The organism is Aquimarina hainanensis, from assembly GCF_042684685.1.
Classification (GTDB): Bacteria; Bacteroidota; Bacteroidia; order Flavobacteriales; family Flavobacteriaceae; genus Aquimarina; species Aquimarina hainanensis.
Genome location: NZ_JBHULX010000021.1, coordinates 244,401 through 258,020, shown reverse-complemented (window position 1 = coordinate 258,020; position 13,620 = coordinate 244,401). Strand labels below are relative to the sequence as shown.

Sequence of the window (13,620 nt, the reverse complement as noted above, 5' to 3'; positions counted from 1 at the left end):
AAACGAACATGAAAATTATATATATGTTGTTGCTTCTTATAGGAGCGACCTGGGGAGCGACTGCTCAAAAAGTAGTTCTTTCAGGAAAAGTTCAGGATGAGAAAGGGAATGTTTTGGAGATGGCGAATGTAATTGCATATAAAAACTCAGGAACAGAGATGGTGGCTTATGGAATTTCTAATGATCAGGGAAAATATAAACTGGTAGTTCCCGGGGATGCTATGTATACATTAAAAGTAAGCTACCTGGGATTAACAGCAGATGATAGAGAAATTAAAGTATCAAAGACAGATCAGACAATAGATTTCATAATGAAAGCGGATGAAAACAGTTTGGATGAAGTAGAATTAGTATATGAAATGCCGGTAGTGGTAAAAGGAGATACAGTGGTTTATAATACAGATTCATTTACCAATGGAGCAGAAAAAAAATTAGGAGATGTATTAAAAAAGTTACCAGGAATAGAGGTTACAGAAAATGGAGAGATAGAAGTAGAGGGGAAGAAAGTGTCCAAGGTTATGGTAGAGGGGAAAGATTTTTTTGACGGAAATTCTAAATTGGCGACAGGAAACATTCCTGCCGATGCTTTGGATAAGGTAGAAGTACTTCGTAATTACGAAGAGGTGGATCAAATGAGAGGATTAAGTAATTCTCAAGATCAGGTAGCAATTAATGTAAAGCTAAAAGAAGGGAAAAAGAATTTTTGGTTTGGAGATGTTAAAGCTGGCGCTGGAGTAGGGAATACAGAGAGACACTTGGTGAAACCAAAGTTGTTTTATTATAACCCCGCTTATAGTCTTAATCTATTAGGAGATATTAATGATATTGGAGAAGTACCTTTTACATTACATGACTATTTTAATTTTACTGGAGGCTTGAGGAACCTGGAGAAAGGAGGAACAAGTCTTGATTTTTCTTTGGATAATATCGGACTTTCACTACTGGGTAATAATAGGGCTAGAGAAGTTGCTACAAAATTTGGAGCAGCTAACTTTTCGTATAATAAAATTAAAGGGTTAGATATTTCAGGCTATAGTATTTTTAATAAGACAAGAACCAGTCTGCTTACTAATATCAGACGGTTATACATTGATAATACACCTTCTGATACGGATAATACTATAGAAGAGGTTACGCAAGCTGCGGAGCAAAATAATCAGATAGGAATGTTGAAATTAAATGCAGTGTATAAACCTTCTACAAAACTCAGAATAGATTATGATCTTCTGGGGAAAATATCCAGTTTAGAAGAAACCTCTTCATTTTTGTCCAGAAGAGAGGAAGCTATAGAAGATATTAGAGAGAATGGAGAAAATAAACCAGCTTCTTTAACACAAAATATCAATGCATACTATACTGCAACAACGAAAGATGTTTTTTCGTTTTCAGCACAACATTTATTGCAGAAAGAAATACCATTATATAATGCCATCCGGGATGATATTCCTTTTAGAGGAGTGTTTACTACAATACATAATCCGATTGATCCGACACAAGATACATTTTATCCTTTGAAGCAGAGTGATCGGTATGATATCAATCAGGAAAAAGAAATTAGAACGAATAAATTAGATAGTAGATTAGATTATTATAGAGTGTTAACCAAAAAAAGTAATCTTAATTTTTATGCAGGTAATACATTGAGTCATCAAAGGTTTACCTCCAGAATTTTTCAACAGTTAGAAGAAGAAGAAAACACCTTTGCTGATAATGAATTTGCTAATCAGGTAACATATGGGTTTTTAGATACATATCTGGGACTTAGGTATAAATTTATAAAAGGAATTTTTACAATTAATCCGGGAATTAGTCTTCATAATTATCAATTAAGAGATGAACAGTTGGGAACTACAGAGGTAAGGAAGTCCTGGAAACTCCTTCCTGATTTTTTTGCGACAGCGCGACTAAAAAAGAATGAAACTGTTAATTTCCGATACCAAATGACGGCTAATTATACAGATGTTAACAAACTGGCATTAGGGTATGTTTTTGATTCATATAATGCATTATACAGAGGAAATCGCAATTTAGAGAATGCTTTATATAATGATTTGTCTCTGTCTTATCATAGTTTCAATATGTTTAATCATACCACTGTTTATGCTTATGCAAAATATACACATCGGCAAAACCCAATAAAAAATACTAGTGTTATTTCGGGGATTAATCAGGTACATACTCCAGTCAATTCCAATTTTGCAGATGAGGTATTTGCTGCTATGGGTGAATTCTCCAGAAGTTTTGGAAAGGTGAAAGGGAAACTGAGGGCAAATGTTAATAATGCCTGGTATAATACGATTGTGAATGGAGACGCTAGTAAAAGTACAAGCTTTACTCAGGAATATGAAATAGCAGGGTCGACGAATTTTAAACAAGGTCCGAATGTTGATATAGGATACAAACTTGCGATCAATGAATATAATAATAACGGAGCAAAGAATGTATTTTATACAAAACAACCGTATGTAAAATTAGAATGGCAGTTCTTAAAAGGATTTTTATGGAATGCTTCTTACAATTATTTCTTGTATCAGAATAAAGAGCGAACATTAAATGAATATGGAATTCTTAATGGAGAAATATCATATCAGAAACCTCAGGGGAAATGGGAGTATGCTATTTCAGCTACGAATCTTTTGAACACAGCGTATATATATCAGGATCATTTTAATGAGGTGTATAATAGTACCTCTCAGTACGCGATACAACCTCGCTATTGGATGTTTGGAATTACATATAATTTATAAATGCAAAAATAGTTTTTAGAAAAAGCAGGGAGAAGAATGTTACTTTTTGGACTCACTTAGATTCCATTTTATTCCAGGTTTAAAAAGAACTTCTTCTTCTCCTGTAATGGCATTGACTTCTTTTTTTAAGGAGGCAAAAAGCGTAATGTTTGGAATCAGGTAAGCTTCTGCATAGGCTCCAAAATTAATGCTTTCGGTTTGTCCGTTATGGTATATCTCAGAAGATATGATGAGCTTTTCTCCGTATTTTCTAAGAGCAATCCCTCCTATAACTCCATCTGAATTAGAAAGATTTCCATGTTGATATCGGTACATAAGCATGCTATTGATACTAATGCCGTTTTTTCCAAAATCATATTGCCCGCTGATCCAAGCTTGGTGGCGATAGGTGATGATACTATCAGTTTTGAAAGCGTTATTACGAGCTCTTCCGGCAACAGCATATCCGATGGAAAGGGCTCCTCCTTTTTGTTGTCTATAGGCTTTTTTAGCTTTCTCGTAAGCGATTTTGAGAGCATTGTTTTCTACAATAGTTCCAGGGTCGTGGTGATGAGGTCCCGGATCTTCTTTAGGAAGTAATTCCCTGTCGATACTCTCACCTAAAGCCTTATTGTATAAAATATCCTTACTATCCCAAAGTGTCATCCTGAGCCCTCCGGAGAATAGCATGTCGTCAGGGAAATCAGTAGCGTTAATTGTAGCAAGAGATAGTTGAAGATTTGCCAGAAAGCGACTCCAGTATTTTGTTCTGTATTCTTCTATATTTTGTAATCTTCCACCAAAGTTAAAATACGGGTTAAAATCAATAGCTAAGCCAGGACTAACATTATTACCACTGATAAAATTTGTAGCCAGTTGCGTAATGACTTCTTGTGCTGCTGTAGCCCGTAATACAGTTGTCGGATTAGCATCAAGTACAGCAAAAGCAGGACTCTCAGGGATGCTGTAATCCAGTTTATAACGAAATGCCTCGGTGTTGTTTTCTTGAGCGATCCCGATATATAACCACCCAAACAGAAAAAGATAGTTTATGAGTCTATTTGCTTCCATAGGTTTGTTGTGGGGTTTTGAGAATCGATAAGATGCTTGAAGATAATGTGATTTCCAAATTGAAGTTGCTTTCCATCTCCTACAAAGGGAACAATCCTGGAAGCCGTTTTTTTCCAGCGTTGTATTGTGTCCTGAATGATTCGGATGGTGAATTCTCCTCGCTCCAGATTTTTAATCATAGCACATGAGTTCACAGACCATGCGAGAGAGTTGTTCTCTAACTCATCCGGTTTTTGAGGGATAATGCATTCGTCGAATCCTTTATCCCCAGTAATCAAATTCCACTTTTCTTTTTTTATCCATTTTTCATCTTGTAGTTCCCATAGAACAAAAGAAGAGTTGGATCGAATTCCATTGTTTACAGTAAGTTGTATTTTTATAGGACCGCCTTTGGGATCAATAAGGCAATAATTAGATGCAGGCATATGGTTTGAAGAGGATTGTGTGATGTGTTAAACAAAGCGTGATTTCTTAATCGTAAAATTAGGGAATTAATTTATGACATAAGATGATTTCAATAGATGAATTGAGAATTTTAATGAATTCGAGAAAGGTATTAAAATAAAAAAACTTCCTGTCTAAGGAAGTTTTTTTTATTATTTAGTGAGAAAATACTGTTACCACCCAGAAATACTGGATTCACCACTAAAAGATGGTATTGGGATAAAAACAGTGTCTATTTTTCGAGTAATATACGTTCCCATTTTTACAATCCGTTCTTTATTTTTAAGAAGAATTTTTTTAGTTCGTTTCCATTCTTCGAGACTAAAAAAATCAGTACTGCTTCCTAAAGTTTCATTATATGATGCAGTCTCTGAGGATTTAAAAATAAGATTATTTTCTGTGTCACTATTCTTTTCTGTACTATAGGTACCTTCTTCAATCGTAAGATCAAGAGATTTTACGCATTGAGTAACATTTTTGTGATCCTGAGCATATGAAAATTGCCCGATCCATAATGCAATAATAATTAGAACAATTTTTACTTTCATTATTCTGGGGTTAATAGTTTTACAATTACGATTTACAATACTTACTATTTGTTTTTTAGTATAACCTAAAATTAGGAAATTTAGTATTATAGAACTCTTAAAAAATCTAAAAACAACAGTTAACGTTTGTTGTTTTGTTTTGTGTATTTTGTTGTTTTTTAAGTTTTTAAGGTTTTGATGTAGCTAAAATAAAGGATATTGTTTAAAATTCATTACGGCAAAACCACACACTTTGTCTAGGGTAAGAATAAAAAAACCTGAAACTACTTCAATAGTAGTTTCAGGTTCTGATTTGAATGTATTTTATAATGGGTTATTTTATAGATTAAAAGCCTTTTTTACGGCAGCTACATAATCTAGTTTTTCCCAGGTGAATAATTCTACTTCTTTTTCTATTTTTCCTGAGTATGGGCTTTCGAATACTTTGGTAATTTTTTGAGGTTGTTTTCCCATATGACCATAAGCAGCAGTTTCCTGATAAATAGGGTTTCTTAACTTCAATCTTTCTTCGATGGCAGCAGGTCTCATATCAAAAATCTGAGAAACTTTTTCTGCAATCTCTCCATCAGTTAATCCGGTTTTGCTAGTGCCATAGGTATCTACAAATATAGAAGTAGGTTCTACCACTCCAATTGCATATGAAACCTGAACTAAGGCTTCACTGGCAACTCCTGCGGCAACAAGGTTTTTCGCAATATGTCTGGAAGCATAAGCAGCTGAGCGATCTACTTTGCTAGGATCTTTTCCTGAGAAAGCACCTCCTCCATGAGCTCCTTTTCCTCCGTAAGTATCAACGATAATTTTTCTACCGGTAAGTCCGGTATCTCCATGAGGTCCTCCGATAACAAATTTACCAGTAGGGTTAATGTGGTAAACAATTTCTTCGTTGAATAACTGCTGTACGTATGCTGGTAATTGAGCAACAACTCTCGGAATAAGAATTGAAATAATATCTTGCTTTATTTTGTCTAGCATAACTTCGTCATTACTGTCGAAATCATCATGCTGTGTAGATACTACAATAGCAACAATTCTTTGTGGGACATTGTCATCACTGTATTCTATAGTTACCTGACTTTTTGAATCGGGACGGAGATAAGGAATCTCTTTACCTTCTCTTCTTAGGTTAGCTAGCTCTATTAATATTTTATGAGAAATATCCAGGGCCAATGGCATGTAATTTTCAGTTTCCTTAGTAGCATAACCAAACATCATCCCTTGGTCTCCAGCACCCTGCTCTTCTTTTGTTTCTCTGTCGACACCTTGGTTAATATCTTGAGATTGTTCGTGAATTAAAGAAATTACTCCGCAGGAGTCTCCGCTAAATTGATAAGCTCCTTTGGTGTAGCCAATTGCATTGATAACGTCACGAGCAATATGCTGTACGTCTAGGTATGTTTTAGATTTTACTTCTCCAGCCAGTACAACCTGCCCTGTTGTAACCAGTGTTTCACAGGCTACTTTAGACTCTGGATCAAAAGCTAAAAAATTATCTAATAGCGCATCACTAATTTGATCTGCTACTTTATCTGGGTGTCCTTCAGATACACTTTCTGAAGTGAATAAATATGCCATTCGTTTATCTGTTTAAAAAGGAATGTGATTAAGACCGTATTGCTTACCAGAGATAGAGATTTCAAAAAAAGATTTTTTGAAAGTACTGTTTTAGCATTTTCTCTGTTTCTATAACAGCGATACAGAAATGATATTTCGGTATCTCTAGGGTTGCAATCAGTCAAATTTATCCCTAATAATTTCGGCAAAGGTATAAAAAATGATCATACCAAAACCTGTTTGACGTTTCAATATTTTTCTTTTTTGAAAAATAAAGATTTTATTAAGAACTCTTTAAGGGAAACACACTTAGTAATGCAAGCTTAAAAGACAGTTGAAGAAATAAAAAAAACTAAAAAAATAAATGTAATCAGATGCGAATGAGCGTGTTTATGAAAGAGTATTTTTTGTTAAACTAAGTTTTTTTAGAGAAAAATATGGTAGTTTCAAAATAATTACTAATTTTGACCCCAAGTTTCTTATACATTTTAGTAAGTTATCAAGAAAGGCGGAGGGAATAGACCCGATGAAGCCTTAGCAACCCTTTATCCGTAAAGAAGGTGCTAAATTCTATCCACTGTATTTTATTGTTGGAATAGATAACTAAAATCAATTACTTTCTGTAATTGAAAAACCTTTCTTTTTAATTTTCTATGACAATACACTACTAACAAATATAGGGTGTGCTATGTATTGGGCTCTTAGCAAAAATTTGTTTTGTAAGATTAATGATTTCTGAAAAAACAAATAATGCATTATTGACTTTGTGAAGAACAACGTCAGAATTGTAATAAGTTAAAGTCTAAAAAAATTGAATTAGAAAATCATGAGTACTAAAAAACTAGCAACAAATGCTTTGCATGCAGGACACGATGTGAAGAGTAACGGAGGAACCAGAGCTGTTCCTATTTATCAAACCTCTTCATATGTTTTTAATAATGCTGATCATGCAGCGAATCTGTTTAATCTTTCAGAGGCAGGGTTTATCTACACGAGATTAAATAACCCTACTAATGATATCTTAGAGCAGCGTTTAGCAACACTGGAAGGAGGAATTGGTGCTGTTGTTACTGCTTCTGGGACAGCGGCAATTAATACCACACTGTTAACTTTGTTGAAGTCTGGAGATCATATTGTCGCTTCAAGCAGTCTTTATGGAGGAACGTATAACCTCCTCAATGTCACATTACCGCGCTTAGGGATTACAACTACTTTTGTAGATGCTGCTAATCCAGAAAATTTTTCTTCGGCAATTCAGGAGAATACTAGGGCAATATTTGTAGAATCATTAGGGAATCCAAAACTGGATGTATTGGATTTGAAAAAGATTGCAGCGGTATCAAAATCGAATAATATCCCTTTTATAGTGGATAATACAGTTGCTTCTCCAGCCTTATTAAATCCAATTGCATATGGGGCGAATATCGTTATACATTCATTGACAAAATACATTAGTGGAAATGGAACCTCTTTAGGAGGAGTGGTGATTGATGCAGGGACATTTGATTGGGCAAACGGAAAGTTTCCGGAGTTTACAGAACCTTCCGCAGGGTATCATGGATTAGTATATCACGAAGCGTTGGGAGCTGCAGCATTTATAGCAAAAATCAGAATAGAAGGGTTGAGAGATTATGGGGCAGCCCTAAGTCCGTTTAATGCTTTTCAGATTTTGCAAGGATTGGAAACGCTGGAAATCAGGATACAGAAACACAGTGAAAATGCATTGGCATTAGCACAATGGTTGCAAGAGCAAGATGAAGTAGAGTGGGTTCGATATCCGGGATTAAAAGAAGATGAATACTATGAGTTAGCAAATGAATATTTGCCCAAAGGACAAAGTGGAATTGTAACTTTTGGAGCAAAAGGAGGTTTTGAATCTGCAAAAAGAATAGCAGATGAAACCAGCATATTCTCTTTACTGGCGAATATAGGAGACTCCAAGTCTTTGATTATTCATCCGGCAAGTACAACTCACCAGCAATTAACAGAAGAACAGCAAAAATCTACTGGAGTAACGAGTGATTTGATTCGTCTTTCGGTTGGATTGGAAGATGTGGAGGATCTAAAAACAGATTTAAAAAACGCATTTGCTGTAATTAAAGAAACGGTTTAAAAAAAAGAATTAGAAAAGGATTATGCTGCAACGAATTCAGATCGATACCTTTAGAACATTACAAGGAGTTTGTTTTGAAAAACTATCACTCACCTACGAAGTATTTGGGCAGCCACTGGAGCGTGCGCCAGTGGTGCTAGTCAATCACGCTTTGACAGGGAACTCTTCAGTGTGTGGAGAAGATGGTTGGTGGAAAGGTCTTATAGGAAAAGGAAAGTGTATTGATACTGATAAGTATGCAATTTTATCGTTTAATATTCCTGGAAATGGATATCAGGAAGAAGAAAATAAAATAGAGGACTATAAGGCGTTTGTCGCCAGAGATGTTGCAGCCATTTTTCTTGAAGGATTACAACGGTTAGGAGTAGGTGAATTATACGCAGTTATAGGAGGGTCTGTAGGAGGAGGAATAGCATGGGAGTTAGCTGTATTGGCGCCAAAATTGATCAGACATCTTGTTCCGATTGCTTCAGATTGGAAATCGACAGATTGGCTAAAAGCAACTTGTCTGGTACAAGAGCAAATTCTATTGCATTCTAATAATCCTGTTCATGATGCGAGACTTCATGCGATGCTGGTATATAGAACCCCGGAATCTTTTTCTCAAAAATTCGAAAGAAGTTTTAATGAGGAAAAAGGAATGTATAATATTGAAAGCTGGTTGTTTCATCACGGAAAGAAACTCGAAAGTAGGTTCGGGTTGTCTTCTTATAAAGCCTTAAATCATATTCTGGCTAATATAGATATCACAAAAGACAGGGGGGGATTTGAGGAGGTGATAAAAGATGTAGAATGTGCGATTCATCAGATCAGTGTAGATTCTGATTTGTTTTTTACAGCAAAAGAAAACAAAGATACATTTGAGATTTTGAAAAAACACAATCCTAAACATACATATGGAGTTGTTAAATCAGTTCATGGTCATGATGCTTTTTTTATAGAGTATGATCAATTACATCAATTATTAAAACACGTGTTTTAGAGACGTGCTATTAAAATGAAATAAATAAGCAAGGATGCTCAGAAGGATGAGATCTTTGAGAATTAAAAAATAAAGACGGATAATGAAAGTTTTAAAATTTGGAGGAAAATCACTGGCAAATGGACAAGGAATCCAAACCGTAGTAGATATTATTGATCAGAAAGTAAAAAAAGGAGAACACATAACAGTGGTGCTTTCGGCAAGAGGGACTTCTACAGATGAATTGGAAGCAATTCTGGAGCAAGCTGTGAAAAATGAAAATTACCAAGAGGCGTTGGATGCGTTTAAGAAATATCAAATCGCAGATTTTGGAAATGTTAATTTTTTAGAAGAATTTGAAATTCTTGACAAGTTGTTTGAGGGAGTTTCACTGCTGGGAGATTATAGCAAAAGAATCAAAGATCAGGTGTTATCTCAGGGAGAAGTGATTTCTGCTAAGCTGGTGACACATTTGCTAAAAGAAAGAGGTGTGAATGCTCACTTTACAGATAGTAGAGAATTGATCATTACAGATGGTCAATTTGGAGATGCACAACCGTTAGATACTTTATCTAAAGAAAATGTCGTGAAACATTTTGAAAAATATAATGGAACTACAGTGAATGTAGTGACAGGGTTTATCGCTTCGAATGCTAAAAATGAAACAACGACTTTAGGTAGAAATGGGAGTAATTATACAGCTTCGTTATTGGCGAATTATTTAAATGCTGAAGAATTACAGAACTTCACCCATGTTAATGGAATTTATACAGCAAACCCTGATCTCGTGCCAGATGCAAAGAAGATAGAAAGACTGTCTTTTACAGAAGCAAATGAGTTAGCATATTTTGGGGCAAATATTTTACATGCCAAAACGATTATTCCATTAATAGAGAAAAATATCCCTCTTCGGATATTGAATACATTTGATCATAATAATGAAGGAACTCTTATAACTTCAGAAGCTAGCGAAAAAGGTATTAAGTCATTATCTGTATTGGAGAATGTGTCTTTGATAAACCTGGAAGGAAGAGGGTTATTGGGGAAAGTGGGAGTTGATGCTAGAATTTTTAAAGCTTTGGCGTATAAAAATATAAGTGTAAGTATTATATCTCAGGGGTCGTCAGAGCGAGGAATTGGATTGGTGGTAAGTGCAGATGAAGCAAAACAGGCAAAGGCGACGCTAGAGCAAGAGTTTGAGTCTGATTTTTACAAAAGAGATGTGAGTAGTATTACAGTGGAGAAGGATGTATCTGTAATTTCGATAATAGGACAGGATTTAAGCACCTTTCATAAGCCGTATAATGCATTGATACGGAATCAGGTGGTGCCGCTTTTATTTAATAATACTGTTACAGGAAAGAATGTGAGTTTGGTGGTTAAAAAGAACCAGCTTCATAAAGCTTTAAATGTGATTCATGGTGAGATTTTTGAAATTTCTAAAAAAGTTAATATTGCCATCTTTGGTCATGGCTTAGTTGGAGGGACTTTGATTGATCAGATATTGACATCTGCAAAAGAGATAGAAAAGCGTAAGAAAATTCATCTGAATATATTTGCTGTAGCGAATTCGAGAAAAGTACTCTTGCAGAAAAATGGAGTTAAAAAAGAGTGGAGAGGAGATTTAGAGGAGCATGGAGTTGTATATGAAATCGAAGAAATTATAAAATATGCAGATGTACACCATTTAGAGAACTTAATAGCAATTGATAATACGGCAAGTAAAGAATTTACAGATCATTATATTACCTTAGTGAAGCATGGATTTGATTTGGTGTCTTCTAATAAGGTGGCGAATACGCTGAGTTTTGATTTTTATAAAGAGTTGAGAAAAACACTAGAAGAAAATCAAAAACAGTATCTGTATGAAACAAATGTGGGAGCAGGGTTACCTTTGATTGATACCATTAAACTGTTGCATTTATCAGGAGAGAACATTACCCGAATTAAAGGAGTGTTTTCGGGGTCATTAAGTTACTTGTTTAATACGTACTCAGTAGAAAACAGGAAGTTTAGTGAAGTGCTTCAGGAAGCAATAGATAAAGGGTTTACAGAACCAGATCCAAGAGAAGACCTGTGTGGGAATGATGTAGGGAGAAAACTATTGATACTTGCCAGGGAATTAGATTTGAGTAATGAGTTTGAAGATGTTCAGATAGATAATTTGATCCCGGAAAATTTGAGAGATGGTGACGCAGCTTCTTTTCTAGGAAGGTTGCAAGAGTTGGATCCGGTATATGAAAAAATAAAAGAAGATCAGAAAGAGAAACATGTATTGCGCTATATAGGAGATTTATCAGGAGATTTGTCACAGGAAAAGGGAGTTTTGGAGGTGAAGCTGGTTTCGGTTCCTGAGAGCAGTGCTTTGGGGCAGGTAAAAGGGTCTGATTCTATTTTTGAAATTTACACTGAATCTTATGGAGATCAGCCCGTAGTGATACAAGGAGCAGGAGCAGGAGCAGCGGTTACGGCAAGAGGGGTTTTTGGAGATATTCTCAGGTTGACAGAAAAAGGATAAGTTCAAAAAAAAAAGTACTGGAAGGAATACTGTGAATTAAAAAAAATAATTACTAAGAAATAAGTATGACCAATGAAAATACAATTAAAGAGAATTGATCAAGATTATCATTTCGAGTTAATAAACGAAAGAGGTCATGTGACTCATATTGATAATAAAACAGAAAACGGAGGGCATGATTTGGCACCAAGTCCTATGGAGTATGTGTTAATGGGAGTTGCGGGCTGTAGTGCGATTGATGTGATTTCAATATTGAAAAAACAAAGGCAGCAAATAACTGCCTATAGTGCAGAAGTTGATGGAAGAAGAGAAAAAATAGGGGGAGCTTCTCCGTTCAAAGAGATAAAAGTAACGGTTTATTTAGAAGGAGAAATAGACCCTGATAAAGCTAAGAGAGCAGCACAGTTGTCTTTTGATAAATATTGTTCTGTGTCCAAAACCTTAGAGCCTACTGCTGTAGTAGTGTATCAAGTGGTGTTAAATAATGAAGCCATATGAGTGAAACGTATAAGAATTTTGAAACACAATCAGTTCGTGTTCAAACAGAAAAGACGCAGTTTTTGGAGCATTCTGTTCCTTTGTATTTAACTTCAGGATTTGTATTTGAAGACTCAGAAGAAATGCGTGCTTCTTTTGCAGAAGAGAAAGAACGGAATTTGTATAGTCGATTTAGTAATCCGAATACGACAGAATTTGTAGATAAAATGTGTCACCTGGAAGGAGCCGAAGCTGGATATGCTTTTGCAACAGGAATGGCTGCCGTGTTTTCTACCTTTGCAGCATTGTTGAATAGTGGAGATCATATCGTCTCTGCTAGGTCTGTATTTGGATCTACCCATTCTTTGTTTACTAAGTACTTTCCTAAGTGGAATATCGAAACAAGTTATTTTTCGGTGAATGAAGTAGAAAAAGCAGAAGCGTTAATTAAACCGAATACAAAAATCCTATATGCCGAATCTCCAACGAACCCTGGGGTTGATGTCTTGGATCTGGAATTGTTAAGTTCGATAGCAAAGAAACATGGATTATTGCTTATAGTTGATAATTGTTTTGCAACCCCTTATTTGCAAAACCCGATTAAACTGGGAGCAGATTTAGTGATCCATTCGGCAACAAAATTGATTGATGGACAAGGAAGGGTTCTTGGAGGTGTAACTGTCGGAAAGAAAGAGTTGATAAGGGAAATTTACTTGTTTTCCAGAAATACAGGTCCTTCGTTATCTCCGTTTAATGCGTGGGTGTTATCTAAGAGTTTGGAGACATTGGCAGTTCGAGTAGATAGGCACTGTGAGAATGCGTTGAAATTAGCAGAATACCTGGAAAAACACCCGAAAGTCAATTGGGTGAAATATCCATTTCTGGTATCTCATCCTCAATACGAAGTAGCAAAAAAGCAAATGAAATTAGGAGGGAATATTGTAGCATTTGAGGTAAAAGGAGGAGTAGAAGGGGGACGAACATTTTTTGATAATATAAAGATGTGCTCCTTGTCGGCTAACCTTGGGGATACTAGAACGATAGTAACACATCCGGCCTCAACTACCCATAGTAAATTAGCTGTGGAAGATAAGTTGGCAGTTGGAATAACAGATGGAATGGTGAGGTGTTCTGTAGGGCTAGAAGCTGTGGAAGATGTAATCAAAGATATAGAACAAGCGTTGGGATCGCTGTAATCCAGGCGATTT

General features: G+C 35.5%; 10 protein-coding genes and 1 riboswitch. Of the genes, 6 read left to right on the top strand and 4 right to left on the bottom strand.

Annotated features, from left to right (window positions below):
* Window positions 1-8: 8 nt before the first annotated feature.
* Window positions 9-2,747 carry a carboxypeptidase-like regulatory domain-containing protein gene (locus ACFSTE_RS11860; RefSeq protein ID WP_378257065.1) on the top strand — a complete coding sequence of 913 codons (2,739 nt, stop codon included), beginning with the start codon at window positions 9-11 and terminating at the stop codon, window positions 2,745-2,747.
* Between the two features lie 39 nt (window positions 2,748-2,786).
* On the opposite strand, the gene ACFSTE_RS11855 is transcribed toward ACFSTE_RS11860, so the two are convergent.
* From ACFSTE_RS11855 to metK, 4 genes are all read right to left on the bottom strand, one after another.
* Window positions 2,787-3,797, bottom strand: a complete 1,011-nt coding sequence (locus ACFSTE_RS11855; RefSeq protein WP_378257063.1) for a hypothetical protein — start codon at window positions 3,795-3,797, stop codon at window positions 2,787-2,789.
* Window positions 3,776-4,222, bottom strand: coding sequence for a hypothetical protein (locus ACFSTE_RS11850; protein ID WP_378257061.1), 447 nt, complete (start codon window positions 4,220-4,222; stop codon window positions 3,776-3,778). Before ACFSTE_RS11850 ends, ACFSTE_RS11855 begins: the two co-directional genes overlap by 22 nt.
* Before the next feature lie 192 nt (window positions 4,223-4,414).
* Window positions 4,415-4,789, bottom strand: coding sequence for a hypothetical protein (locus ACFSTE_RS11845; RefSeq protein ID WP_378257059.1), 375 nt, complete (start codon window positions 4,787-4,789; stop codon window positions 4,415-4,417).
* A gap of 318 nt (window positions 4,790-5,107) precedes the next feature.
* Window positions 5,108-6,364: a methionine adenosyltransferase gene (gene metK, locus ACFSTE_RS11840; RefSeq protein ID WP_176028779.1), complete on the bottom strand. Its 1,257-nt coding sequence runs from the start codon at window positions 6,362-6,364 to the stop codon at window positions 5,108-5,110.
* Window positions 6,365-6,836: 472 nt separating this feature from the next.
* Window positions 6,837-6,949, top strand: a riboswitch (SAM riboswitch).
* Between the two features lie 220 nt (window positions 6,950-7,169).
* Here metK and ACFSTE_RS11835 point away from each other — a divergent pair.
* The 5 genes from ACFSTE_RS11835 to ACFSTE_RS11815 all read left to right on the top strand — a co-directional run bounded on the left by ACFSTE_RS11835 (window position 7,170) and on the right by ACFSTE_RS11815 (window position 13,608).
* Window positions 7,170-8,456, top strand: coding sequence for an O-acetylhomoserine aminocarboxypropyltransferase/cysteine synthase family protein (locus ACFSTE_RS11835; RefSeq protein WP_176028780.1), 1,287 nt, complete (start codon window positions 7,170-7,172; stop codon window positions 8,454-8,456).
* Window positions 8,457-8,478: 22 nt separating this feature from the next.
* Entirely contained in the window at window positions 8,479-9,438 is a 960-nt protein-coding gene (locus ACFSTE_RS11830; protein WP_378257056.1) for an alpha/beta fold hydrolase, read from the top strand.
* An 82-nt stretch (window positions 9,439-9,520) separates the two neighbouring features.
* Window positions 9,521-11,935 (top strand): bifunctional aspartate kinase/homoserine dehydrogenase I, encoded by a 2,415-nt coding sequence (thrA, locus tag ACFSTE_RS11825; protein WP_176028782.1) that lies wholly within the window; start codon window positions 9,521-9,523, stop codon window positions 11,933-11,935.
* Between the two features lie 72 nt (window positions 11,936-12,007).
* Window positions 12,008-12,433 (top strand): OsmC family protein, encoded by a 426-nt coding sequence (locus ACFSTE_RS11820; protein ID WP_378257054.1) that lies wholly within the window; start codon window positions 12,008-12,010, stop codon window positions 12,431-12,433.
* The gene (locus tag ACFSTE_RS11815) at window positions 12,430-13,608 is read left to right on the top strand and encodes a trans-sulfuration enzyme family protein (protein WP_176028784.1); all 1,179 of its coding nucleotides are present in this window, start codon (window positions 12,430-12,432) and stop codon (window positions 13,606-13,608) included. The genes ACFSTE_RS11820 and ACFSTE_RS11815 overlap by 4 nt, the downstream gene beginning before the upstream one ends.
* Window positions 13,609-13,620 lie beyond the last annotated feature (12 nt).